We start from the raw sequence: 25,568 nt of genomic DNA on the forward strand, positions 1-25,568 counted from the left end.
AGTTGCATAGGGATCTTCTTTACACTATTAAGCGAGTAACGGAGTCATCGAAATCGATACCACGCTACTTATGGTTAAAGAGCCAATTGCAAAATTACTGATCAGTCGACTTTTGGAAGGTTTTTGCAAATTTCGCCGTTTGAGCCAAACTCACATACCCTTCAGGGTAGGGTTTTTGGTTCAAGCGGCAAAATTTGTGAAAAGAACCGAAAAGCGATCATCAGTAATTTTGCAATTGGCTCTAAAGCATAAAGAATATCAAACCGCGTTATTCTTTACAACCACTAACCCATCTTTTTCTACTTTCAAAAAAATGTTCCACAGCGGGATCGATCTTCTCTTCATTGAGAAATTGGATCAAAACAAGGGAGATAAGGACCGAAAAAAAAATGATTAAAGCGATCCGCTCACTCAAAAAAAGGGTGGGACGCGATGTTAATAAATTTCTGTCGATGGTCCAAAACCTCTTTCTTTATACCCTCTACTGATCAGCCCAAAACAAAAACTGGTTGTATGGAGAAATTTGAGATAGGTTTGGGGGTAAGAAATCGATGAAACATGGGAGATGAAGTGGAGAGTGACCCAAGCGAGGTATGCCGAGTGGGAAATGAGCTCCATTTTGAGCTGTTTGTATTGTCTCTCTTCCCCTACTTTGGGGTCCAATTTAATCGCTCTTCGGTAAGCAAAAAATATCCGTCCCTCCTGGTAAAGGGCTTGCTCATAAAGGATCATCCGACTGATGTAACAAATTCCTTGAACCCAAGACCCCCCCTTTTTTCCTATTTTAATCCACCTCTTTTCGCAAAGCCAGAGGAGGATTTCTGCGCTGTTTGCGATGATCGAAAGGATTTGATAGCAATCCTCTGAGGAAAGTTCAAATGTTCTTTTTTTCTTAAAATTGTGGTAGACCCTCCGGACCTCTAAAAAGAGATAGGGAAGACGCATGAGGCTAATCAGCTCGTCAATAAAGGTAAAAAGGGAAGAGCGTCCCCTTTTTCTTGTTTCATTGGGACTATGGGAGGAGGAAAGGTAGGTTTGATGAAAAAGATCACTTGAAACAGAGAGGGGAAGCGGGGCTTTTATTAACATATACGCATGCCTATGGCTAAAAAAAGCCCCTTCTTATGAAGGGGCTTTTTCGCTTAACGACGGGTTATGCCACTTTGGCTGTCCACGCTTTATGCAGACTGTTTCTCTCATTTACTGTCCATGCGGCACCTGCAAGAGCCAGCTTGAACCAAGGGGGAAGCATCTGTCCTTGCTGCTGTTTTATCGCAGGCCCTGCATAGGTCTCCATCATCGCTATGCTATTTGCAATGACAGCAAAAGTTCTAGCTGCAAGGGGCTGCGCTTGGTTTTGCACTTCCTCTAGCTTCTTGTCTTTGTTGGCATTGATAGCGTTTACTGCTATGACAATGTGGCCTGTCGCTGCAGATACAGACATGGCACCTTTTACGTAGCCAGCGTATCTCGCTAAACCCTTATAACCAGCGAGCTGTAAAACCCATTTTGCAACTCCAGCTGTATTGGCAACAAATTCGAACGTTGGAATCGCAACGACCTGGAGACTCTCAACTTTTTTGCTACTATCCCATTTGCCATAGGCTGCTACAACCCCTTTCTTCTCATCTTCCTCTGTCAGAGAGGTGACAACTTTTGGGATGTAGAATAAGGCATCGAAGTGTTTAGACATTCCAAGGGCCTTTCCAAAGGAAGAGTCATAGTATTCAACCAAGCCTGAAAAAACAAGCTTTGCTAGTCGGACAAAAGAGCGAGACCCTGGGAATACATTAAACACGTATTTTGCAAAAGGATGGTTAGATTTTTCCTTTTGCTTGGCTTCTTTATCTTTTTTAATAACCTCTCGGCAAGCAACATTTCGAACCAGATTTATAGCAAGGTGGGAAGCAAAAAGGGCGCCATAAATATTCACCGAGTGCTTATTGACAAATTTTATAGCATCACCACAGAGTCCTTCACAACTTTCCCAAGCTTTGAAAGCAGCGGCTAGAGATGCGATCTTCACAGCAATCATCAAGCCGTGCTCTAATTGGTTCACTGTAGCATTTATTGTATAAGCGGCTAACTCTTTTTGATCACTGTTCTTTAATCTTCCTGCTTGATCATTCTTTTGCTTCTGAAGTTCAGCGATGTCAAGACCCGCAGCGACCATTCCTGCAAAAGGGGCAACCCTTTTTGCAAGCGTGCAAGGGCTTGAACTCACAACACTCAAGGCTCGAAGTCCTTGATGAATCCCCACACCTAGTGCAAACAGCTTTGCAGCATGCCTTAAAGTTCGGTAAGAAATCCATCCCTTAGGCCCTACCCATGCATCTTGTCTTGGGAAATGTTTGCCTTTGGTATCAGCATTGTTGTTGTTTTCTTTTTTCCTTATAGTGTTGAGTATGGCCCAATCAGAGGCAAGCATATAAAGGGTAGATCCGGCTCCACCAATGCTTAAAAAGGTAAAGAAATGGGGAACCATTCCGCCAATTTTTTTTAGAGTGGGACACTCAAAAAATTTTGAGACTCCGAAATCTGCTGTATTTAGTATAGATACAGTGTTCGAGACACTTGAGAAGTAATTGAGAAAAGCCTTAGGTGCTCCTACCGTCATAATAATTTTCCTGGTTAAGGTTTTATCGTAAAAAGAGTCTAATTTTACAAAAACTTAAAAAAAGATCCAATGAAAAAATTATTTTTTGATATGAGGAGGTTGATTCAGCCCTCGAGCAAAGTCGCCAATGGGAAGTTTTTTCTTCCCTTCGAGCTGCACCTCTAAAAGGGAAAGAGCCCCTTCGCCGCAAGGGATGCTCCATTTTTCTTTTGAAAAAACTTCCTCTGTTTCGGCGCTAACCTCTGCTTTGAAAATTTTTAATCGCTTGGTCTGCCCATCGATCTCCACCTCACACCAAGCACCCGGACGGGGGCTAAAGGCGCGGATTTGGTTGTGGAGGGTTTCGGCAGGCTTACCCCAGTCAATAGCCGCCATGTCGGGGGTGATTTTTTGAACGTAGGTGGCTCCTCTAGGGTCTTGCTCTACTTTTTGTTTAGGGTAGGTTTTAATCACCCGCAAAAGGGTTTTTCCTCCTAGATCGCAAAGGGCTTCTTCAAGCTCGCCACTGTTCATCTCTTTCGGGATGGGGATTTTTTCTTGGGCAAGCATAGGCCCTGCATCCATTTTGAGAACCATTTCGATGATGGTCACTCCTGTCTGTTTGGCTCCATCAAGAAGGGCAAATTGAATGGGGGCTGCTCCCCGATATTTGGGGAGGAGGGAGGCGTGGAGGTTGATGCACCCTCGCTTGGGAAGATCGAGAAGGGGCTGTTTCATGATCTCCCCATAAGCAACAACAACGAAAAGATCGGCGCCATAGCGGGCTATCTCTTCTTCAAAGGAAGTGGTTGAGGCTTTGTCGGGCTGATAGAGGGGAATGGTGGGATATTTTTCGGTTGCTAGCTGCTTAACGGCGGAAAAGGCGGGCTTGCCCGAACGGCCACGGGGTTTGTCGGGCTTGGTCACAATGGCTAAAACTTCGACCCCACTTTGTATTAAAAAGTCTAAGACAACAGATGCAAAAGTTGGGGTTCCAAAGTAGATGATTTTCATTCTTCTAGAAGGTCTTTAAGGGCGGGAAGCTCACTTGCTTGTTCGACAGGTTGAAGACCGATTAGACCTCTCTTTGAGGTTCTGACAAAGTCAATCCAGTGTCTGATCACAGGGCTATCTTCTACCTCTTTTTCAACACGGTCGGTCGCCTCTTTCAGCTGCATCCCTGAACGATAGGTGAGCTTAAAGGCGTGGGTCAGCGCTTTTCGCAGCTCGAGATTAAAGTTGTGTCGCTTTAGCCCAATGAGGTTTAACCCTGCCATCCGGTAAGGGATCCCTGCTCCTAGTGTATAGGGGGGAATGTCGTGGGCAATCCGGCTTAAGCCTCCAACCATCGCATGGGCGCCCACTCGGACAAATTGATGAATCGGAGTCATCCCTCCAATGTTGACATAGTCTTCAATCTCCACATGGCCGGCAAGCATCGCTCCATTGGCCATAATGACATGGTTGCCTACCTTACAGTGATGGGCAATGTGGCAGTAAGCCATGATCAAACACCCCTCTCCTACCTCAACGGTCGACCCTTCACCACAGGATGCGTTGATCGTGACAAACTCGCGGATCTCACAGTTTTTTCCAATCTTGACGTAGGTCTTTTCCCCTTGAAATTTCTTTGCTTGGGTCTTCGTTCCAATACTCGCGGAAGGATAGATAACAGTCCCCTCTCCAATGGTGGTGTACCCATCGATATAGGCATGAGACTTAATGGTCACTCCATCACCTAAGGTGACGTTTTCTTTAACAATCGCGTAAGGCTCGACCGTCACATTTTGGCCGAGCTTCGCCCCTTCTTCGATAATCGCTGTGGGATGGATGTTAGACATGGTGCACATTTCCTAAATCTGTTCAAAACTTGTGAGGGCAAAGCCAATCACCGCTTCTGTAGCAAGCTCTCCATTAACCATCGCTTTTGCCTCTACCTTTCCCCCCTTCGAGCTTAGGTGCAATCCATGGACATGCATCATAATCACATCTCCAGGAAGAGCGGGGCGACGAAACTTGACATTGTTCACGCTCAAAAGAACGGCCGTTTTTTCTTTAAACCCTTTTTCATGGATGAGGATTCCCCCTGTTTGCGCTAAGGCTTCTAGAATGAGAACCCCTGGCATGATTGGGGCTTGGGGAAAGTGACCTTGAAAAAATTCTTCGTTCATTGTGACACATTTAGTCGCCACAATATTATTATTTTCTAGATCGAGCTCAACCACCCGGTCGACTAGCAAAAAAGGGTACCGGTGAGGGAGGATGTCTCGAATTTGTTTGATATTAAGGACAACCTTATCAGACATTTACATGGGTCTCCATCTTGAAACTATTAACAAGCTCTTTTGCAAAAGAGGTGTTTGAAAAGTGGCCTGAACGGATGGCAATCACATGGGCAATAAACGACTGCCCAACAAGAGCAAGATCTCCAATAAGGTCGAGGATTTTATGGCGGACCATCTCATTTTCATACCGCACCCCCTCAGGGTTTAAAACAGAATCCCCTTTAATAATGACAGCATTATCAAGGCGTCCCCCTTTAATATTCCCCTTTTCAATCAAAGGGACAACCTCTTCATAAAGGGAAAAGGTACGGGCAGAAGCAATCTCTTCTTTGTAAGTTTCTTCATCAACATGGACGGTAAAAAATTGAGATTTGAGAAGTTCACTATTGGGATAATTTAAGGTGTAGCTAATGCGGAATTCTTCTGAAGGAAGGGCAACGAGATGGACATCCCCTTTTGACCAAAATATGGGGGTCTCTAGGTGATGAATCTTCTTGGTTTTACTTTGAGAAACAATCCCTGCTTTTTCGATGAGCTCAACAAAGGGGAGGGCGCTCCCATCACAACTCGGAATTTCTGGCCCTTCAATTTCAATAATGAGATTATCGATGTCATGCGCTTTGAGCGCAGAAAGGATGTGCTCGACGGTTTGCACTTTAAAGTTATCTGTTCCTAAAATGGTGCAGCGAGGCGTTTCCTGAACATATTCAGCAAGGGCCGGAAGGGTTGGCTTGTTGGGAAGATCCATCCGTTGAAAGACAATACCTGTCCCTTCCGGAGCAGGACGGAGCTTAATTTCTGATTTCATCCCGGTAAAAAGGCCCATTCCAGAGAGGGATACAGAGTTTTTTAGTGACCTTTGGTGTTTTCTTGAGGTCGAAAATTTATCGGTATGAGACATGTAAACCTAGCTTAAGATAAAATTACTTCCCTTTAGCTTAAACCAGATTCCCGATTTTGAGCAAGTCTTAAAAACAGGAGGCATCCAAGAGAGATAAAGACGATAAAGGCATCTCCCCAAAAAGTATAAAGGGTGGAAAAGGAGTAGAGGTCAATAGGAACGAAAAGGGCTCCCCGTTCGAATTCAAATTTCCCTTCCCCGTTTTCAAAGCGGGCTGTCGTTCTTCCTAAACTATCGACACCTGCTGTAATCCCTGTATTGCAAGCGCGGACAAGGGGAACGCCATTTTCAACGGCCCGCACCCTTCCGTGGATAAAGTGTTGCTGCGGAAGGCGGGAAGCGGGATACCACCCATCGTTGGTCACATTGACAAAGAGCTTTGCTCCTTGTTTTCTCCCCTCCCGCATGATGTGGGGAAAACACTCTTCGTAGCAAACCGACAAGCTCATCAGCTCTTTTCCCTCGGCAAGCTTTACCTCCTTTCCATGGGTGAAAAAGTTGGAAATCCCATACCGCGCCACCAAAGGTCTTAAAAAGTTAAAGGGGAGGTATTCAGCGAGGGGAAGGAGAACTCTTTTGTCGTAACGGGTTACCTTCTCTTTATTTGGAGTGAAATGGAAGGCAGCATTGTAGCTTTCTCCTCCTTGAGTTGCGTCTAGTCCAATCACCACCTCAGCTCCATAGAAATTGGCAATCGCCTGGGTCCAGAAAGCATTGCTCACATACCACTTTCCTTCCATTTCCTCTGCAAGAGGCTCCTTAAGAAGGGGTGGCAAATCACCAAGCTCTTTTTTCACGAACGCTTTCATCTCCTCAAAAGGGTAGACTGGCGTATGAGAACTAAAGGGAAGGGCATACTCAGGAAGCACAATCAGGTCGAGGTCTTTGGCGCGATGCTCTTCAAGATAGGTAAAAATGGCATTCCACTGCAAATAGGGGTGAACTTTCCCCTTTTCATCGGGAAGAAGGGCTGTTTGGACCAGGGCAACATTGTATGAGGTATCCCCTTTCCTTCCCTCATGAAACTGGAGATGGCCAAAACCAAAAAGATAGGGAAGGAGGAGGCATCCCCCATATAGAGAAATGGCTCGTTTTTTGGGCATCACCATCACATTATAAGCGAGTAAATTGACCACCATCACAATGAAGGAAAGGCCAAACACCCCGACTACCGAAGCGAGCTGCGTAGAGATCGGAAAGCCTGTAAGGGCTAGGCCCACAGGATTCCATGCAAAGCCACACAGAATGAAAAGACGGCTCCACTCTAAGAGAGTCCAAAGGGCAGCAATCCCCAAAATCGCTCTAAACCGGAGGGGGCCTTTCTTGGGAAAAAAGAGGGCAAGGATTCCAAACTCCGCCCCTAACCAAAGGGCAATCCCTCCATAGACGAAGAAGATGTAAGTCCCTTGGTAGGCAGGGGTCGCAAGCCAAGAAAGCTGAACGAGCTGGACAGCAAAAAACCATAAAGAGGCCCAGATGTAACGTCTTTGTTTTAAACGGGAAAGGCCAAGCCAAAAAAGAGCAAAGCCAACGCTACTCGCTAAAAGGGAGAAAAAGGGACTAATATGGGGCTGACCCCAAGCAACGAGGGCCCAGCTAAGGAGAAAGAAGAGGAAAGTCATTATCCCACTTCCCGTCTCTGCGTTGGACAAGCAGCGATATAAAGAAGGCCACCGATAAGGGCAAGGTTTAATAAGAATTTTGTAAACTCTCTATGGAGATCAGGCCCGATTTCAAACCAAAAGGCATGGTAAACAACCGTTGTGGGAATCAAAAACATGAGAAGGAGCAATGCTCCAAGACGGACCTTCACCCCTAAAAAGAGAAGGAGTCCTCCCACAACCTCTAAAAAGAGGGCCACTCCAAGGAGAATGGGGGCGCTAGAAACCAAGAAGCTATTGAGATCGCTCGAGGTGATCCCCCCTTCCAGGTGCATGTGCCACTTAGAAAAAACCATGACAAGGCTATCGACATTTTCCTGCCAGTTCATCAGTTTTCCAGCAGCAGCCACCAGGAAAATGATACTAATGAGTGCACGCGCAATAAATAAAATAATCTTTCGCATAACCCTAATTATCACAGATTAGGCAATTATATGCTAGTCTTCTAGAGACTTCACAAACAGCTGAATATAAATAGCTTTTTCAACACCTCTCACTGTCACTGCGAGGTTTTCGCAAAAACCTCGCAGTGACAATGAGAGGTTGAAACCTTGAGCAATCAGTGTTATCCTTCTTCCCATGAAAGAATTTAGGCGCTACCACCTATTAAAAATTTTAGAAGGGCAGGAAAAAAGCTCCCTTCCTCTCGATGCATTTTTAAGAGATTACTTTCGGGAAAACCGGGCTGTAGGCTCAAAGGATCGGCAGGAAATCTGCGAAACGCTCTATGGAATGATCCGCTGGAGAGGACTTATTGACGCCCACTGCGATAAGCCGATCCATTGGGAAGATCGCCTTGCAGCCTACCAAAAACTTCCGACGTACGATGTTTCTTCTCTTCCAAAACATGTTCAGGTGAGCTTTCCGAAATTTTTCTTTGAAAAACTTAAAAAATATTATGGCGAAGAGCGGGCGGTAGAACTCTGTTTAGCCTCCAATGAAAAGGCCCCTACAATGGTTCGGGTCAATGCCCTTAAGATCACCCGTGAAGAACTCCTTAAGAAGTGGGAAAAGGAATATGCCGTTTCTCGCTGCATGCAAAGCCCTCATGGGATCATTTTTCATAAAAAAATTAACTTCTTTGCCCTTCCTGAGTTTAAAGAGGGACTGTTTGAAATCCAGGATGAAGGGAGTCAGCTCGTTGCCTCTCACATGGATGTAAAGCCAAACGATCATGTCCTCGATTACTGCGCTGGTTCAGGGGGGAAAACCCTCGCCTTTGCCCCTCAGATGAGGGGAAAGGGGCAGATCTACTTATATGACATCCGCCCCCACGCCCTTAAGGAAGCAAAAAAGCGGCTCAAGCGGGCTGGAATTCAAAATAGTCAAATCCTCGACCCTAAAAAATTAAACAAACGGGGACTGATCGGCCGGATGGACTGGCTCCTTCTCGATGTTCCCTGTTCGGGAACAGGGACTTTAAGGCGAAACCCCGATATGAAATGGAAACTCAAGCCTGAAATGATTGATCATTTGGTTAAAGAGCAGAGAAAAATTTTTGATGATGCTCTAAAATTTGTCCGTCCAGGAGGAAAAATTGTCTATGCCACTTGCAGCATTCTCCCCGAGGAAAATGAAGAGCAAGTCGATGACTTTATGAAACGGTATGGCTTAACACTTGCAGCATCTTCCTTCCAATCTTTCCCAAAAAATGGAGAGATGGATGGCTTTTTTTGTGCGATTTTGTCTAGAATGCAAAAATAACATAAGGATTGAGATGAAAGGACTATATATGTCAAAGCCTAAAATTTCTTCGATAAAATTGCGCTCAGATTTTTCGGACCTGCAAGGAGCGGAGATCGATGGAAGCTTAATAAAGCTTTCGAGATCGAGCCCGCAGCAGGGGCGGAAAAGATGGGTTAATTTTCCGAAGAAATTTTGGGCTTTGACATATGCTTCAATTTTTTTCTTTTCAACGCTTTTTCTTCCCCTGCTTGCAGAGGTAGGCGAGATAGAGATGGAAACCCCCTCTTTTATCGAATCTTCGACAGCTGCCAATAAAGAGCCCCGCCTGATCATTAATAACCGCCCCCTTGCTAAAGTGAATGGAAGGGTCATTTCCCTGTATGACGTGGTGAAAAAAATGGACCTTTTCCTCTACGACTACTACCCCAACCAAACCTTTCCAACGACCGACCGGTACCAGTACTACATGAGTCGGTGGCAACCCACCTTAGAAGAGATGATTGCCGATGAGCTTGTCTTAATGGATGCCGAACAAAAAGAGATTAAGGTGAGCGATGGAGAGGTGCGCGAAGAACTTGAAAAGCGGTTTGGCCCCAACATCATGTCTAACATAGATAAGGTCAACTTCCAATATGAAGAGGCGCGGGAAATGATCCGCAATGGAATTATCGTTGGACAGCTCATCGGAATGAAGGTCCACTCCAAAGCGTTTCAAACCGCCACGCCACAAGCCATTAAAGTTGCCTATGAAGAGTATGTTCAAGAGCATCCCCCTGAAGATGAGTGGACCTACCAAGTGCTTTCAATCCGCGGAAAAGATAAGGAGGTGTGCGCATCTCTCGCACAAAAAGCTTATGCTTTTCTCCATAATGAAGGAAAGTCTCTTGAAGACGTTGCCTCCACCCTTGAAGAGGAGGGGGTGACCATAGCCCTTTCTGATGACTACTCGGGACCCACACAAAAAATTTCAAGTGCTCACCTTCAGGCGATTCAAGAGCTGGATAAGGGGACCTATAGCGCCCCTGTTTCCCAGGTCAGCCGCTCTGATAATAGCATGGTCCAGCGGATCTTCTTTTTAAAGGATCAGGTGAAAAACCTTCCCGAAACCTTTGATAAGATGCATGACAAACTGAAGAATGAACTCCTCTTTAAAATCGCCGATAAGGAAAAAGAGGTCTACATCCACACCCTTAAAAAGCGGTTTGGCTACGATGTTCATAGCCCTAACTTTGAGCTTCCCGAAAATTATCGCCCTTTTGCGCTGTTGTAATGCCGCTTTACAAACCTTCAGAGCTGCATCAATTTCTTAAGGAGCTGGGGATTCACCCTAAAAAGGGGCTCTCCCAAAACTTTCTCATCGATGGAAATATCCTAAATAAACTGGTGGCAGCGGCTCAGCTTACTCCTGGAGAGCAGGTACTAGAAATTGGCCCAGGCCCGGGCGTTTTGACCGAAGCGCTTCTAGAGGCTGAAGCAAAAGTTATCGCGATCGAAAAAGATGAAAAGCTGGCCGAACACTTAAGACGATTTCAAAATGTTGAGATTATTGTCGATGACTTTCGCAATGTCTCTTTAAAGCATTTGCTTAAGGGAAAAACAAAAGTGATCGCAAATATTCCCTACAGCCTCACCGGGATCATCCTTCAGGAACTCCTTCCCAAAAGGGAGCTGATCACATCGATCCATCTCATGGTTCAAAAAGAGGTGGCTGAGCGGTGCACCGCAAAAAAAGGGACTAAAAACTATAGCTCCTTTACCCTCTTTACCGATTACCATGCAGACGCCAAGCTCCTCTTTACTGTCCCCCGCACTTGCTTTTATCCTAAGCCGAAGGTGGATTCTGCTATTTTGGAACTCAAGCTCAAACCTCCTCCAGTCAGCGCCCCTTATGAACCACTGTTTGAGCTGATTCGCGCTGCTTTCCAGCAAAGGCGAAAAATGCTCCGCGCTTCACTCAAGACATTCGCTTCTATAGAAGATGTCAATCCCGCTTTACATCAGATTGGGCATGCTGAGACCGCCCGCCCTCAAGAGCTTACCCTTCAGGATTTTTCTGACTTGTGGTTTGCACTCTCCAAAGGCCAAAAAACTTCTGCGCGATTAGAGAACTCAGGTTATTAGTCGAGTGGCGCAAGGGAACCTCCCCCTTGCGCCACTCGACTATTAACATACTTACAGATAATTGTCGCTCAACACAACTTCTAAGAAATATTTCTTGACATGGTCACTTGCTATTCCAGTGTTAACTAGAAATTCTTGCTCTTTTCTTGATAGGCCATTAAATCCTAATATTTGCTTTCTGCAGTGTTTTTTTGGTGCATCACATAAACACTTTATCCCCTCAGCATAGCTTAATGTTATCTCGTTTGCAGCATAATCAAATGTTAGTTCAATACCACCATTTCTTTCAATCTGATCTATTGAAATGTTTTTGTTACAGAACGCTATAACACTGTATGTCCCATCATTATTTTTATTCATGCGGAGAATGATAGGTGGAGAATGGTTGACCTGATTGCTAGATTGCATTGGAGTACATTTATGATTCAAAAATGCTATCAACCCTAAACTCTGAATATGATAGTTTGACTTATCATCCAAATAGTCAACCTGAATACTATACCGGTCTTGGAAAGTGCTTGGCCACCCTGTGCAAATGAAAATAATCTCACCCTTCTTTGCAGGAACCTCTAGTACTAGCTGATTTTGATCTTTTAGTAGATCTGATTTTTTCAAAGTCACACCATTCTTGGAATAATTCCTAATTCGCATTGGGATATCAAAATCATTACAGTATGGTATCTTATTGTTAGATATCTTATACTTATCTTGGACTAAATCTAAACATTCCTTAGGAGACAATCTCTCTGGGTCTAATAGATCTCCTTCTTTATTTTCACTGGAATCTAATCCCGCTTGTACAAGAGTTAGAAGAAAAAGAATCACTAAGAGAGGGTGCCAACTAGGCTTTTTCATTATGATCTCCGGGTTATGAAAAGAGTTTCTCCAAAGTTTATTTAATTTCTCAAATTTTGACAAGTTATTGCTTTCTTATTGCAGGATTATTTGGTGAAGCTTCAGAGCTGTTCACCAGTTCCAAAAAACATCCTGTACTGAGTTATTTTTGCCCAAACAAGTTCAAGAATTGATTTTGGGTATACCTACTCTTCATGGATTTTTCTGACTTGTGGTTTGCACTCTCCAAAGGCCAAAAAGAATAAGCAAGACCGCGCACGCTAAGAGAAAGATCAGGGTTCTTTGAAGACCTATAGGGGGAGCTTCTTTCCCGCGAATTGTATCTCCCATCAAAGCAGAAAATGTCCGCTCGGTCTTTGCTGTTGCAATCAGGGGAGAGCTTTCTAATACCCTTCCCTGCTCATCTAGGATGTTCATCTCCCCAACGTGACTTCCTTTTTGGATTGGAGGGGTCAGATGTTTCCAGTTGAGCTCAATAGTGACTTGAGGTTCTTCGGCAGGATAGTAAGAAATGGTAATGTCTTGACTAAGGGTTGCCTTAATAGGGGTTTTCCCCCGAGCGATTTCCCGACTAAAGGTGTTGTCTTCTTTTTTAAAGAGAAGGCGCTCCTCTTTTTCCTCTTCAAAAGCGGCATCGAACAGGCGAATCGCATCGCGGAACCTCGAATGGATATCGGGACATCCTAAAAGGATGGCGATAAGCATCCGGTCTCCCTCTTTGGCAACGCTGGCATAGGTATACCCCGCATCGGAGTGCCCCCCTGTTTTCATCCCATGAGCTCTCGGATAGGAAAATTTTCCTGGGTGGATAAGGAGGTCACGACTTTTAATCATTTTGGGCTTTTGGAGATTGGTCCGGCTCCTTTCATATTCCCGCGTCGAAACAATGGTCCGAAAAAGTTCATTTTTCATCGCCTCTTTCACAATGAGTGCAATGTCATGGGCCGTTGACCAATGGTTGGGATGGTGAAGCCCGTGGGGGTTGGCAAAGTGGGTATCTTCACATCCCATCTCTTTCAGATAGCGATTCAGCCCCTTCATAAATTTTGGAATGCTTCCCGACGTAGAAATGGCCACAAAGTTTGCCGCATCATTTCCTGAAGCCAGCATCATTCCATAGAGTAAATCCTGAAACGAAAGTTCCTCGCCCCTTTTAATCCAAAAATGGCTCCCATCAGGCTCTAAATAATAGGCGGGGTCGCGGTAGTTATGGGCCATTTTGACACTTTTACTCATCCTCCTTAAGCCATGACGTGAACATTTAACAATATGGTCGAGCCCTTTTTTATTTTCCCTTAAGGCGTACAGGCAGGTCGCGATCTTTGTGAGGCTGGCCGGATAGATCCGGTCTCCCCCTTTTTTATCGTAGAGAATAGCTCCTGTTTCGGCATTCACAAGCAGGGCCGATTTTGCCGAAACCGTGACCTTTAGTGGCTGCGCAAATAAAACGCATCCTAAAAAAGAGAAAACAAGTAGAAAAATAGCACGCATAAATAATTCACCTTAAGCAACTTTAACATTAACTAAAAACAAAAAAACAAACAACCCTTTAAAAAAAATAGGGTGCTGACTATGAACGGAAGAAATGCCCCTTTACGTGTGGGGTCAGGAGGTAGACATTAATGAATCCTATACAGCTAGATCAAGCCTATAATGAATTTATCTCGAATTTATCGAGTTGGATTCCTGAAGGGATCATTGAAGTCGACATGGCACTGTTAGAAGAAACAGGTCTTTTAATCCACGCCTCTTTTGAAGAGGAAACCAACCAAGAAGAGCTCCCCCATTATTTTCATGTCATTGAGACCAATGATAAGGTGACTCTTTTTAACCATCAGTTTGCGATTTGGATTGTCCCCAAAATTGTCGATGAGAATCCGACAACCATTGTGATGATTTCTCTTTTGACAAATGGAACGCCTCATCTCGAGCTCGTCTTCTCAACAAAGGGGGTCTATAACACCCCAAAATTTGTCTTGAAGCTTCTTAAGTATTACCTTTCTGAAGTGATCGACACCGAAGAAGCGATCTCTTCTATTGGCAAGGGGCAAGCTTAGCAAACTTGAAATCAATATCTCCAGAAGCCTGTACTAGAACCCCACTTAACCTTGGACTGAAAGAGAAGTTCTGGTTTAAAAAACAGATGGGAATGACGACCATTTCTTCGATTAGAAGTTGCTCAGCAGCAATAAGAATTTTTTTCCTTTTCTCTGGATCTGGCTCCCTATCGGATTGCTCTAATAGTTCTAAATACTTTTCATTCTCCCAGTTACTCATATTCACCATATCATTCTTATGCTTGAAGTTTTGGAGCATGTAAATCGGGTCATAGGTAAACGTTCTCCATCCCATAAAACCGACATCATAGCCTCCTTTTTGGACTGCTGTAAAGTGAACCGGCCAGTCTGCTTGTTCTAAATTGATATGAATTCCAAGCTCTTTTCTCCAAATCTCCTGGACTTCCTGAGCAATCCGGCTGAATGCCTCGAAACCTGAAGCATACTTTAAATGAATCTGGGGAAATGTTTCCCGCGTTAAATTGAGCTCTTCTAAAGCCTCCTCAAAAAGCCTTCGGGCAAGCAGAACATTATTATCTCTAAAATAAGCTCCTCCACCTAGTTTGAAGCAAGGAGCAACAACAGCCTGAGCAGGCTCTCCTCTTTTATTGAAGATATTTTCCACTATATTTTTTCTATTAATCGCATAAGAAAGGGCTTGTCTAAGCTTTTTATTGTTGAGTGGAAAGCGATCAATATTGATAAAAAACCAATAGACAAAAGGGCCTTCTAGAGTCGAAAAGTTCAAGTGGGTAGTGAGGCTATCTACCACCTCGCTTGATAGCTTATTGAGTGGAGAACCAACCCAATCCAATTTACCTTTTTCAAATAGGTAGAACTGGGTCATAGAATCTTCAATAAAACTTAAGTGGATCCCGGGAAGCTGAACACAATCCTGATCCCAGTAGTTTTCATTTTTAACAACTAAAATATAGTCATTCCTTTTCCATCTTTCTAGTTTGAAAGGACCGTTGGATACAAATGTTCCATCTAGCCGATTGGCCCACGAAAGATCCTTCTCAGCAAGATGTTTTGGAATTGGGAAGAATAGGGGACAATCTAAAAGACCTAAAAAATAAGGAGTGGGGTTTTCTAGCTCTACTCTAAAAGTATGCGCATCTATTGCCTGAATGCCCAGCTGATCGACAGAGAGCTTTCCATTCACGCATGCTTTAGCATTTTTAATAATATAGAAATATTGCGCACCATGGCTTAAAGTTTCAGGCTGAAGCGATAGTTTCCAAGCATACTCAAAATCGTAAGCGGTAACAGGGGCACCGTCATTCCAAAAAGTTTTTTTGAGATAAAACGTATATACCTTTTTATCCTCAGACAGCTCGTAACTTTCGACGACTGCTGGCGCAAGCACCCCCTCTTTGTCCCTTCGAAACAACCCATCAAAAAGCATCCGAATGATATGGGGAGCAGGATCTTCTCCACCAAGCCTTGGGTCGAGGGTTCTGAGATTGGATCCTATAGAAATATTTAAACAAGAGTTGGTGGATTCGAGGGAGGATTTTTTTTTACCACACCCAAATAAGCAAATCGTAGCGATAAATAGAAAAAATAGGAAAACTCTCATCTGACATCTCCTTAGGTTTCAAAAAAAACCAGATTAATCTTTAGGGAGTTTTTTTTGCAAGCGGAGGGTATTTTTGTCCCCTTCTCGCTTGTACTCAACCTTGTCCATAAGCTCTTTCATGAAGTGGATCCCCAGTCCCCCGATCTCCATCTCTTCTATGGGGACGAAAGGATCCCTTTCTTTTTTATGGGTCAGGGGGTTGAATGGCTCGCCTGAGTCTTCGAAGGTGAGCTCTACATACTTCCCCTCTTCGGAGTGGAAGGAGACATCGATCATCCCCACCGTTCCTTGGTAGGCATAGGAGATGATATTAACGATCCCCTCTTCTAAGGCAAGCTCAATCCGCCGCACTTCGACATCTGAAAAAGAGGTCTTTTCTAAATGGCTGCCTACCCAGTTAAGGATGGGATGAAGGGAGGCAAGCTCTGCTGTAAACGAAGCTTTTTTATCCATTAGGGTCACTATAGCTCAGATTTGAGAGTCCTTCAACAATTTTGCGGGCAAGACGGGCATGAATCGGTGTGGCAGCTGCAGCTTTGGCCCCGTCGACCGAGTCGAGCTGGCCCAGGGAAAAGAAGAGGACGGGAGTGCGCACGCCACATCTATCGATAAAGGAGGTGTCCTGGAGAGAGTCAGAGTCGACAAAGTCGTAGTCGCTATAGGCGGAAACCTGGATCGGACCATGGACCACCTTTTGGGTCCGACTATCGATGAGAGTAAGCTGAACGGTGATTTCTCGCCTTCCCTCATTGGGAATCAGGCGGCGGACCCGCTCTCCAGAAACAGGCCTCCGGTCATATTGGTAACCGATATGGTGGGAGGTATCGGAGGTCACCCTTCCCTCTAAGACAAGAGTACCACCACTGGTTGCATAGTTGAAATTTCCTGAAGTGGCAAGCCCTTTAATCACCGCATCGGTCAGCGCTCCATCTTTATCCCCTTTAAAATAGGGAACAGAAAGGGTGGGACCGCCACTTTGATCATCGACGTGGTAACCACATCCAGCGAGGGTTAAAGAGAAACTAGCGATCAATCCCAAAAGTTTTTTGGAGAAACTGCGCCCAGGTTTTTGCCAGAGTTTGATCTCCAAAAATCGATACCATTGTCCATAAGACAAGGGGAGATTTTTGGAGACCAAAGAATGGTGAAAAAGTGGGTCCATTTTCCTAAAAAACTTTTGGAATTGATCGCTAATGAGAATCCATTTTAACATGAAGCTTTTCTAGCTGCTTTTCTGACTTGAGCGCTGTTTTGGTCTCAGGATATCTCTTCAAAATCGTATCGTGATAGATCTTTGCCGCTTTTGGCTTTTTGGTTCGCTGGTAAAACTCAGCGATTTCAAGAAGATCTTTTGCAAGCTCTTCCTTCATCTTCAGGACCATTCCTTCGGCTTCTTCGATACGGGGCTCGCTGGGAAATTGATACCGAAATTTTCGCAGACTAATCTGTGCCAATTCGAGCTTGTTCTCATCGGGGAATTCTTTTTCACACTCGGTCAGGTGGGCATGGCTAATTCCAATGTAGCCATCAACAGCAAGGGGATGTTTGGGAAAACGGCGGATCAGGGTTTGGAATGCTTCAACACTTTTGGCATATTCCTCCATCCGAAGGAGGAGAGCCCCCTTATGGAAAAGGGATTGTGCAGCTAAATCATCGCGAGGAAGGGTGGTAATCACCTCATCATAAATCTCAATCGCTTCTTCATAGGCGGGAAGCCACTTGGGCATCCGGTGCCACCCAAAAAGATGGGTGCGCGCTCCTCCATCAAAGGCTTTTGCAATCTCAAATTTGTAACGGATCACTTGATCAAAAAACTTTGGGCTGAGCTCTTCTTTGAGATAATCGGAAAAGGCCTGGTTTGCAAAGGCAAAGTTGTTCATGTTTAAATGGGCAACCCCTAGATAGTAATAGGATTCCCGAGCAAAGGGACTTGTTGGAAAGTCAGCGATCAAATCTTGACACTGCCAGGCAAGACGCTTCCAGTCCTCCTTCTGGTAGTAGTCGATCATCTTCGAGTAGTATTGATGAACATTGATCTGACTCCGCACGACGGGGTCAAGGGGGTTGGCATTAACCGCACCTAGGCAAAGCAGGAAAGCAAATAATAATTTTCTCATATCCGATGATTATACCGGTTTATCCTTCAAAAGAAAAGGTTTCGATAAAGGAAAATGATTTTAGGTGGTTTTCTACCTCAGGACTCCACCCAACGCCCCACTTCGATTCAACCTCAACAGCCCCCACTTTTCTCTCTCCATGGTTAAAAGCAATGTAGACCGAAGCAGCCCCTGGATAGCGCTGAAAAAGTTTTTTTAACTTAACAATTTGAGATAACCGAACCTGGTTCACATCTAAAGTTAAATTTAGTTTTTTATCCATGACTACCTCTGCCGGTTTTTTCTTTTCCCATCTTGCATCTGACTTGGCCCTTTTTTTGAACTGCTCATGAAGGGTATCGAGCTGAGCGATATTATCCTCTTTAATGAGCGTCAAATCTTCCAACAAGCGACACCTCAATTTGATCGCATCGTCATCTTTATCGAGTTGAAGAATCGCAAAAAGGAGCTGCCCTTCGATGAATAGGAGGGTATTGGACTCATACATTTCAGACCAAATAGGAAGCTCAAAATGTTCTACCCCATCGCTGATCATGAGAATTGCAAACTTTTTCCCCGTTTTCTTCGAAACTTTAACCGCGACACTTTCGATAATAAAGGCGGTTTTTACAACACTTCCTGCTTCAAATTCATGGAAGGCTTGACACCCGAGTTTTTCAACAAGGGGGCGATACTCTTCCATCGGATGACCGGTTAGGTAAAAACCAAGGAGCTCTTTTTCCTTCGCTAAGATCTCTTTTTTTTCTTGTTGCCGCATGACTTTTGGGGGCTCAAGAAAAGCATGGTTTGTCTCATCTTCTAAAAGGGAAAAGAAGTCGATCACTCCCTTTGCTTTTTCTTTTTGCTCACGCAAGGTTTGCTCAAACATCGGCTCAACCCCTTCTAAAAGTTCTTGCCGCGTCCATCCTGTAAAGTCAAAGCTCCCCGCATCGACAAGGTGTTCGATCACTTTTTTTCCCACTTTTGTCAAATCGATCCGCTTGAAAAAGTCATAAAATGACTTGTAGGGGCCACTCTGTTTTCTTTCGATAAGGATACTTTCTACAACGCCTCGCCCCACCCCTTTAACCCCTGACATGGCAAACCGAATTCCTGAAGGAGCTGCGGCAAATTCTGTTCCCGATTCATTGACGTCAGGGGGAAGAATTTTGATCCCCATCGCTTCACATTCACGGATATGTTTGGCAACTTTTGTGAGATCATCACTATCGCAGGTCATCAGCGCTGCAAGCCATTCTTTAGGGTAGTTGGCTTTTAAGTAGGCGGTAACATAGCTGAGGTAGCCGTAAGCAGCAGCGTGCGATTTGTTAAATCCATAGGAGGCAAACTTTTCGATCTTGTCAAAAATCTCCATGGAAAGGTTTTCATCGATCCCCTTTTCAATCGCACCGGTTCGGAATTTTTCCCGCTGCTTGGCCATCTCTTCCCGATCTTTTTTTCCCATAGCGCGGCGCAAAACATCCCCCTCACCCAGCGAGTAGCCGGCAAGGAGCGATGCAATCTGCATCACCTGCTCTTGGTAGACCATGATCCCATAAGTCTCTGCAATCACATCTTTCATGGCAGGATGGTCGATCTCGATTTTTTCCCGCCCATGCTTCCGGTTGATAAAAGAAGGGATCATCTCCATCGGACCGGGACGGTAGAGGGCACCTACCGCAATGATCTCTTCAAACTTATCGATGTGGAGGTGTTTGGCAAGCTCTTGCATCCCCGTCGATTCCAATTGGAAAACGCCCCCTGTTTTTCCCTGGTTTAGGAGGTTAAACGTCGTTTGATCTTCAAGAGGAAGGTCAACCCAATCGATTTTTTCGCTCCCCCGCTCTTCGATTGCATCGACCGTTTTTTGGATCGAGGTTAAGGTTTTAAGCCCAAGGAAGTCAATTTTCAACATCCCGACTGCTTCAACCGGCTTCATCGAGTATTGGGTGACAGCCATTTCTGAGTCTTTGGCATTGCAAATAGGGATGTGATCGGTTAGGGGATCCCCACAAATGATCAGCCCCGCAGCGTGGATTCCCGTATTGCGGATCGATCCTTCCAGGCGCTTAGCATACTCCAAAATCCGTTTCCCATCTTCATCATGTTCAGCCATCGCCCGCAGTTCGGGGTCGAGCTCAAAGGCCCTTTTGAGGGTCATCGTTGGATCTTCGGGAACAAGCTTTGCGATTTCATTGACCTTCGCCAAAGGAACACTGAGGACCCGTCCCACATCTTTGATCGCCATCTTTGCTTTCATCGTTCCAAAGGTAATGATTTGAGCCACCTTTTCCTTCCCATACTTTTTGAGGGTATAGTCGATCACTTCAGAGCGGCGGTCCATGCAGATGTCAACGTCGATATCGGGGTAAGACATCCTTTCGGGATTGATAAAACGTTCGAAGAAGAGGTTGAAGCGCAGGGGTTCGATATCGGTAATGCCAATAAGATAGAGGATGATCGATCCGGCTCCCGAACCCCGCCCCGGTCCAACGGGAATTCCTTCTCCTTTTGCCCAAGCTATAAAGTCATAAACGATGAGAAGGTAATCACACATCCCTTTTGAGATGATAATCTCAAGCTCCCCTTCAAGCCTTTGTTTTACCACCTCCAGCGGCTCTTGATCGGGGTATTTTTCTTGAACTTTTTCGAGCCGCTCCGGGGTATACCGTTTTGAAATCCCCTCTTCACAAAGCTTTCTTAAAAAGGCGGCCGATGCTTCCTCGCGGGTCTTTTCATCAAACTCCGTTCCCTCTAAATAGGGAGGGACAAAGACAGGATAAAAGCGGGTTTTAAAGTCGATTTCGACATTGCAAAGACCAGCAATTTTTTCACTATTTGTAAGCGCTTCTGGCACATCGGCAAAAAGGGCTTCCATCTCCTGTGGCGATTTGAAGTAAAGCTCGTGTGTGGGGACCACTTTCCGCTTAGGGTTAAGATCTCTTCCCCGAGGGTTTCCAAAAGAGTCCCGCTCAATGATTTCAACCGGCTCTCCCGACTGCACATTCATTAAAATTTCATGAGCGCGCCAATCTTCCCGATCGATGTAGTGGGTATCGTTGGTCGCAACGCAAGGGATTCCCCGCTCCTTAGAAAGGGAGAGCAGTTTTTCATTCACCTTGGTTTGATTTTTCACCCGGTCGAGGTAGTATTGGTAAAGCCAGGATTCTTTTTCGATCCCTTCCGCGTGGATATGCTCATCGCTCATCTGGTGGCGCTGAAGCTCAAAGTAAAAGTCCTCTCCATAGACCTTTTTGGACCAGACAAGCTCTTCTTCAAGCTCTTCATCCCGCTCTTGAATGATCCATTGGGAAATGCGACTTTGAATAGGCCCCGAAAGCGCGATCAGTCCGCCGCTATACTTTTCCAAAATCTCTTTATCCACACGAGGGGTATAGTAAAACCCTTCCAAATAACCGATTGAAGAGATTTTGCATAGGTTACGGTACCCCTCTTGGTCCTTAGCGAGGAGGATGAGAGGGTAAGCGACCGAATGACCCGAGAGCCGTTTTTTATCTGTGCGGGAAACCGGCGCCACCATCACCTCACACCCAATGATCGGCTTGATGCCCCCCTTTTTGCATGCTTTAAAAAAGTCGACAGCGCCAAATAGGTTACAAAAATCGGTGAGCGCTAGGGAGTGCATCCCATAGCTTGCCCCTTTTTCAACAAGGGCCTGGACCGACGCCGTTGAATCGAGAATCGAATACTGTGAATGTAGGTGAAGGGGAATCCAAACCACAAGCGCTCCTTTAAGTCGTTTCTGCAGTCAGCTGTACCCGTCCTCCCTTGGACCACAAGGGAAGGAGGAGGCTCACAGCAATCGCCCCACAAACAGCAAGGAGGAGGAAAAACCCAGGCCATCCAAAATCTTCGGTGATCCGCCCGATCGGCCATCCCGCACAAGCAGCTCCCAAGTAGGCAAACAGCCCCACAAAGCCGGTCGCCGTTCCCGCCGCCTTTTTATTCACAAGCTCAGCTGCCGCCATTCCGATAAGCATTTGTGGACCAAACACGAAAAACCCAAAAGAAAACATCACCAGCGAAATGACCAAGAGACCCGCAGACGGGAGGAACCAAAGGGCTCCAAGGGTTGCAATAATCCCCAACGTGAAGAGGATGTTGACCGGCCCCCTCCTCCCCCTAAAGACCGTATCGGAAAGGTACCCAGCCGCTAGGCTTCCAAAGATCCCCCCCACCTCAAACCAAAACACACACGAACCCGCCCACATCAACGTGTAGCCCCGATCCTCCATCAGGTAAAGCTGAATCCAATCGTTAATCCCCGTTCGGATGATATAGACAAAGAAAAAGGAGACCGCCAAGATCCACATGAACTTATTTTTAAGGATATGTTCCATCAAAAGCTCCTTCGTCGACAGCTTCCCCTCCGTCTCCTCTTCCCGCCCCTTATCTTCAGGATAGTCGTTGCGGAACTTTTCTATCGAAGGGAGCCCCACCTCCTTTGGGGTATCTCTCAAGCGGTTGATCAAAAAGAGCCCCGCCCCAATCGCAAGAAACCCAGGGAAGAACATCGCATAGCGCCACCCAAAGGTAGCGATCGCAAAGGCGCAGAGCAAGGGAATGATCGCTCCCCCAATATTATGGGAGGTATTCCACAGCCCCCACCAACGTCCCCGCTCCGTCTGAGAGTACCAATAGGTCAAAAACTTCGCACAAGGTGGAGAGCCCCACCCCTGAAAAAAGCCATTCATCCCCAAGAAAACCGCAAAAAGGACGATCGACGAAGAGAGGCCAAAAAAGAGATTAAAGACCCCCGTTAGAATCAGCCCCAGCCCCATGAAGTACCTCAAGCTCGACCGATCGGAGATCATCCCGCTCACAAACTTGCTCACCCCATAGGTAATGGCCAACAAACTCCCCAAGAAGCCCAAATCGGCCTTATCAAACCCGAGATCGGCAATCAGCCCCGGCATCGCAAAGGTAAAACTTTTCCTCGTAAAATAAAAAAGGGCATAGCCGACGTAGATGCTATAAAAAATCCGAAGGCGCCAGTAGCGATACTTCTTCTTCAGTTCTTCATCGTCTTCGGCCGTTTCTGTACTGCTCACTAGCGATCCTTTATCCTATTCGGATGCAGAATACCCGATTTATGCGCCCTTGTCAATTCCCAAATTCGGCGCCTACCGGCGCCCCTTGGCCCCTGCGGGGCCCTAAATCCGGTTTCCTAGAACTTTTTTCCAAGAAACTAGATTTTAAGACCCTAAACCCTTAATTTCCGCACACCCACAGCGCCGTCGTCGATGCAGTAGTAGCCGACGGAGCTGACACGAAGCCCCGCACCAGCGAAGCCCCCTATTGCCACCGAACTTTGGTTATTATTCACTTTCTCCTGACACCGTGTAAAGGTCCATTGAGGCTTTTCTGGCAACAGATACTCCTTCTTCTCCTTTTGATGGAGAAGGACAGCGACTGCAACATCTAGGGCGTTGGGAAGGGTGTATCCTTTGTAGGCATATTTTCCAACGATTTGCTCTTGGTTGTCGTAGGTTTTATTGCGGGTCCCTTCTAAGACGTTTTTGCTCATGAGGATCCAGTGAGAAGTGGTTCCTTTGCTTCCAACTTCACTTTTAACGTAGGAGGCGTACTGCTTATACTTCCCAAAGAGCCCCTCGAGGTTATCGAGGGTAAGCGGCGTATTGTTCACCTTGCTGGGGATCCAGACGAGGAGGTGGGTGTCGCGGACTTTGCCTGAGTAGCCTTCAACTTTGAAGGGGGTGGGCTCATTGAGGATCTGTTCGATGTTGGGGGGGAGAGGGGGCTCTTTTTCGGTGATGGAGCCGGGGCCAAAGTGTTTTTCCCAGGTGGCTTTGCCGTAGGCGATGGAGGGGAGAATCTGCTTTTTGAGGGTCTGTTTTTGGATTTTTTGGGCTTCGAGCTGTTTGATTTGGTTTTGGAGGGCTTGTTGCTGGGCTGTGTGGGTTTTTTTCTGGGTTTCGAGGAGCTTTTGGTTTTGGAGGAGGGCTTGTTGTTTTTCTTGCTCAGCTTGTTCGAGTTGTTTTTGGTAGGTGGCTTCGATTTTTTGTTTTTCTTGTTGGAGCTGTTGGACCTTTTTTTGGTCGTTGAGCTGGCGGGCGGCTTCGTACTGTTGTTGTTGTTTTTCGAGGCGGGCGTCTCTTTCTTGGATGAGTTTTTGGAAGGTGTTTTCGAGGGTTTGGAAGCTTTGGGCATGGGTTTGTTTTTGGAGGGTGAGGAGTTCTTGGTATTTTTTGTCTCTTTGGGTGAGTTCTTGCTCCATTCTGGCTTTTTGGGCGTCGATTTGTTTGATGGAGTCTTCGAGTTTTTGGTTAACGGCTTGGATTTGTTTTTGGTAGGCGCGTTCGCGGGCTTCTTTTTCGGCTTTTTGCTTTTTGCTGTGGTTAAGGGTTGCTGCGAGCTCTTGGGGTTTGATGTGGGGGGTGAGTGCGGGGAAGGCTTGGAGGAGTTTTTTTAGGTGGGTGAGGTGGTTTTCTGCTTGGGTGAAGTTTTGGAAGAAGGCTTGTTGGTAGAAGTGTTGGGTTTGGGTGGCGGCGTGGGTGTGGATTTTTCTTTTTTGGGTTTGGAGGTGTCTTTCGATGGTGTGGTGGTCGATGACGCTTAGGGAGGCGAGGTGTTGGTAGTGGAGGGCTGCCTGGGGGTAGTTTTTTGTTTGGAGGGCTTGTTGGATGCGCTGTCCGAGGGTTTGGGAGATTTGGAGGAGTTTGTGTTCGTCTTCGTAGGTGAGGACAGTGCTGAAGATTTTTTTGTGGTGGGGGACGGGTTTGAGGTTGGAAATAGCATTTAGGAAGTCTTCTTTTTTCCAGGCGTCTTCGAGGGGGCGATCGAGGGGGTCGTAGGTGAAGATTTGGTCTTGGAGGGCTTCTAAGACGGGGTTATCTTCGGTGATGAAGTCGCGGAGTTCTTCGAGGGAACTGTCGGTGGGGGCTTTGGTGATGCCGATGAGGAGGGAGTTTTTGGATTTGAGGAGGTTTTGTTTGTTGCCGAAGAGGTTGTAGGCGATTTGGAGCATTTCGGAGACGCCTCTTCCGCGGCTGGCCTGGAGGGCGTGGTAGTTGATGAGGATGACGACTTTGGCGGTTTTGGCGGCTTTGACGGCGTTTTTGATGTTAACGGCGTTGGCGATGTTGATTTCGACGCCGCGGTTGTCGAGGAACCCGGGACAGTCCATGTAGGTGTTGGGCCCTTCTTTTTCGATTTGGGGCATGAAGGTTTTGGAGATTTTGGTGTGGCCGATGGGCATGACTTCGTTTTTGGCTCCTCCGGTAGTGGTGGGTTTGACGACGATGGCTTTGCCGAGTCCTTTGATGCCGAGGTCTTTCCATCTTTTGAGTTCGAAGGTGCAGCCGCAGAGGTAGTTGACGGTGGTGCTTTTGCCGGCTCCGGTGTTGCCGATGAAGAGGGTGATCTCTTTGTCTTGGGCTTTTTGGGCTTGGGCTTGTCCTTGGCGGACGCATTCGAGGAGAAGGGCGATGCTTTCGTCGTGGGTGAGGGTTTGGTGGGGGTTTTTGAGTTTTTGGGCGAGGAGGGTTTTGGGATCTTTGGTGTTGAGGGTTTTGAGTGTGGCGTTTAGGTCGGGGATGGAGTGTGTGGTTGTGGAGCTGTGGCTTGTATTAGTGTTAATAAAGTTAGTACTGGGAGAGGTGTTGTTAGAGCTGGAGGCATAGTTGCTACTTGAGGGGATGGGGTTAATGGGGGTTGTTTGTTTGTTTTTGTTGATGAAGAGGGGGG

22 protein-coding genes are annotated in these 25,568 nt (G+C 46.0%); 5 read left to right on the forward strand and 17 right to left on the reverse strand.

Annotation, left to right across the window (positions count from 1 at the left end; genetic code table 11):
- Nucleotides 1–70 precede the first annotated feature (70 nt).
- Nucleotides 71–397 (forward strand): hypothetical protein, encoded by a 327-nt coding sequence (locus tag NEPTK9_RS02080; protein WP_194847172.1) that lies wholly within the window; start codon nucleotides 71–73, stop codon nucleotides 395–397.
- Between the two features lie 38 nt (nucleotides 398–435).
- On the opposite strand, the gene NEPTK9_RS02085 is transcribed toward NEPTK9_RS02080, so the two are convergent.
- The 8 genes from NEPTK9_RS02085 to NEPTK9_RS02120 form a co-directional block, all read right to left on the reverse strand.
- Nucleotides 436–1,089, reverse strand: a complete 654-nt coding sequence (locus tag NEPTK9_RS02085; RefSeq protein WP_194847173.1) for a hypothetical protein — start codon at nucleotides 1,087–1,089, stop codon at nucleotides 436–438.
- A 64-nt stretch (nucleotides 1,090–1,153) separates the two neighbouring features.
- Nucleotides 1,154–2,617, reverse strand: coding sequence for a hypothetical protein (locus tag NEPTK9_RS02090; protein ID WP_194847174.1), 1,464 nt, complete (start codon nucleotides 2,615–2,617; stop codon nucleotides 1,154–1,156).
- A gap of 78 nt (nucleotides 2,618–2,695) precedes the next feature.
- The gene (gene fmt / locus NEPTK9_RS02095; protein ID WP_194847175.1) at nucleotides 2,696–3,610 is read right to left on the reverse strand and encodes a methionyl-tRNA formyltransferase; all 915 of its coding nucleotides are present in this window, start codon (nucleotides 3,608–3,610) and stop codon (nucleotides 2,696–2,698) included.
- Nucleotides 3,607–4,437, reverse strand: a complete 831-nt coding sequence (lpxA, locus tag NEPTK9_RS02100; protein WP_194847176.1) for an acyl-ACP--UDP-N-acetylglucosamine O-acyltransferase — start codon at nucleotides 4,435–4,437, stop codon at nucleotides 3,607–3,609. Before lpxA ends, fmt begins: the two co-directional genes overlap by 4 nt.
- A 12-nt stretch (nucleotides 4,438–4,449) precedes the next feature.
- Nucleotides 4,450–4,902: a 3-hydroxyacyl-ACP dehydratase FabZ gene (gene fabZ / locus NEPTK9_RS02105; RefSeq protein WP_194847177.1), complete on the reverse strand. Its 453-nt coding sequence runs from the start codon at nucleotides 4,900–4,902 to the stop codon at nucleotides 4,450–4,452.
- Complete coding sequence (gene lpxC, locus NEPTK9_RS02110) at nucleotides 4,895–5,782, reverse strand: UDP-3-O-acyl-N-acetylglucosamine deacetylase (RefSeq protein ID WP_194847178.1); 888 nt, start codon at nucleotides 5,780–5,782, stop codon at nucleotides 4,895–4,897. The genes fabZ and lpxC overlap by 8 nt, the downstream gene beginning before the upstream one ends.
- A gap of 32 nt (nucleotides 5,783–5,814) precedes the next feature.
- Nucleotides 5,815–7,404: an apolipoprotein N-acyltransferase gene (gene lnt, locus NEPTK9_RS02115; protein ID WP_194847179.1), complete on the reverse strand. Its 1,590-nt coding sequence runs from the start codon at nucleotides 7,402–7,404 to the stop codon at nucleotides 5,815–5,817.
- Nucleotides 7,404–7,847 carry a DoxX family protein gene (locus tag NEPTK9_RS02120; RefSeq protein ID WP_194847180.1) on the reverse strand — a complete coding sequence of 148 codons (444 nt, stop codon included), beginning with the start codon at nucleotides 7,845–7,847 and terminating at the stop codon, nucleotides 7,404–7,406. Before NEPTK9_RS02120 ends, lnt begins: the two co-directional genes overlap by 1 nt.
- Nucleotides 7,848–8,022: 175 nt before the next feature.
- On the opposite strand from NEPTK9_RS02120, the gene NEPTK9_RS02125 reads away from it, so the two are divergent.
- The 3 genes from NEPTK9_RS02125 (at nucleotide 8,023) to rsmA (ending at nucleotide 11,250) form a co-directional block, all read left to right on the forward strand.
- Nucleotides 8,023–9,147: an RsmB/NOP family class I SAM-dependent RNA methyltransferase gene (locus NEPTK9_RS02125; protein ID WP_194847181.1), complete on the forward strand. Its 1,125-nt coding sequence runs from the start codon at nucleotides 8,023–8,025 to the stop codon at nucleotides 9,145–9,147.
- 253 nt (nucleotides 9,148–9,400) lie between these two features.
- A complete protein-coding gene (locus NEPTK9_RS02130; protein WP_194847182.1) occupies nucleotides 9,401–10,399 on the forward strand; it encodes a SurA N-terminal domain-containing protein in 999 nt (332 codons plus the stop codon).
- On the forward strand, nucleotides 10,399–11,250 hold the full coding sequence (rsmA, locus tag NEPTK9_RS02135; protein ID WP_194847183.1) for a 16S rRNA (adenine(1518)-N(6)/adenine(1519)-N(6))-dimethyltransferase RsmA: 852 nt from the start codon (nucleotides 10,399–10,401) through the stop codon (nucleotides 11,248–11,250). The genes NEPTK9_RS02130 and rsmA overlap by 1 nt, the downstream gene beginning before the upstream one ends.
- A 51-nt stretch (nucleotides 11,251–11,301) precedes the next feature.
- Here the strand turns inward: rsmA and NEPTK9_RS02140 are convergent, their stop codons facing one another.
- Both NEPTK9_RS02140 and NEPTK9_RS02145 read right to left on the reverse strand, forming a co-directional pair.
- Nucleotides 11,302–12,105, reverse strand: coding sequence for an SET domain-containing protein (locus tag NEPTK9_RS02140; RefSeq protein ID WP_194847184.1), 804 nt, complete (start codon nucleotides 12,103–12,105; stop codon nucleotides 11,302–11,304).
- 192 nt (nucleotides 12,106–12,297) lie between these two features.
- Nucleotides 12,298–13,596, reverse strand: a complete 1,299-nt coding sequence (locus tag NEPTK9_RS02145; protein ID WP_194847185.1) for a D-alanyl-D-alanine carboxypeptidase family protein — start codon at nucleotides 13,594–13,596, stop codon at nucleotides 12,298–12,300.
- A 131-nt stretch (nucleotides 13,597–13,727) separates the two neighbouring features.
- On the opposite strand from NEPTK9_RS02145, the gene NEPTK9_RS02150 reads away from it, so the two are divergent.
- Complete coding sequence (locus NEPTK9_RS02150; RefSeq protein ID WP_194847186.1) at nucleotides 13,728–14,162, forward strand: hypothetical protein; 435 nt, start codon at nucleotides 13,728–13,730, stop codon at nucleotides 14,160–14,162.
- Here the strand turns inward: NEPTK9_RS02150 and NEPTK9_RS02155 are convergent.
- The 7 genes from NEPTK9_RS02155 to NEPTK9_RS02185 form a co-directional block, all read right to left on the reverse strand.
- Nucleotides 14,140–15,744 carry a peptide ABC transporter substrate-binding protein gene (locus tag NEPTK9_RS02155; RefSeq protein ID WP_194847187.1) on the reverse strand — a complete coding sequence of 535 codons (1,605 nt, stop codon included), beginning with the start codon at nucleotides 15,742–15,744 and terminating at the stop codon, nucleotides 14,140–14,142. The genes NEPTK9_RS02150 and NEPTK9_RS02155 overlap by 23 nt on opposite strands.
- Before the next feature lie 33 nt (nucleotides 15,745–15,777).
- Nucleotides 15,778–16,197, reverse strand: a complete 420-nt coding sequence (locus tag NEPTK9_RS02160; RefSeq protein ID WP_194847188.1) for an ATP-binding protein — start codon at nucleotides 16,195–16,197, stop codon at nucleotides 15,778–15,780.
- Entirely contained in the window at nucleotides 16,190–16,906 is a 717-nt protein-coding gene (lptE, locus tag NEPTK9_RS02165; protein WP_194847189.1) for an LPS assembly lipoprotein LptE, read from the reverse strand. The genes NEPTK9_RS02160 and lptE overlap by 8 nt, the downstream gene beginning before the upstream one ends.
- Nucleotides 16,907–16,934: 28 nt before the next feature.
- Complete coding sequence (gene bamD, locus NEPTK9_RS02170) at nucleotides 16,935–17,861, reverse strand: outer membrane protein assembly factor BamD (RefSeq protein WP_194847190.1); 927 nt, start codon at nucleotides 17,859–17,861, stop codon at nucleotides 16,935–16,937.
- A gap of 19 nt (nucleotides 17,862–17,880) precedes the next feature.
- Nucleotides 17,881–21,582 (reverse strand): DNA polymerase III subunit alpha, encoded by a 3,702-nt coding sequence (gene dnaE / locus NEPTK9_RS02175; protein ID WP_194847191.1) that lies wholly within the window; start codon nucleotides 21,580–21,582, stop codon nucleotides 17,881–17,883.
- A 10-nt stretch (nucleotides 21,583–21,592) separates the two neighbouring features.
- The gene (uhpC, locus tag NEPTK9_RS02180; protein WP_194847192.1) at nucleotides 21,593–22,912 is read right to left on the reverse strand and encodes an MFS transporter family glucose-6-phosphate receptor UhpC; all 1,320 of its coding nucleotides are present in this window, start codon (nucleotides 22,910–22,912) and stop codon (nucleotides 21,593–21,595) included.
- A 152-nt stretch (nucleotides 22,913–23,064) separates the two neighbouring features.
- Nucleotides 23,065–25,568, reverse strand: a 2,504-nt coding sequence (locus NEPTK9_RS02185; protein ID WP_478219256.1) for a synaptonemal complex protein 1, incomplete at its 5' end; no start/stop codon positions are given.

Origin of the sequence: Candidatus Neptunochlamydia vexilliferae (assembly GCF_015356785.1) — a bacterium.
Lineage (GTDB): Bacteria > Chlamydiota > Chlamydiia > Chlamydiales > Simkaniaceae > Neptunichlamydia > Neptunichlamydia vexilliferae.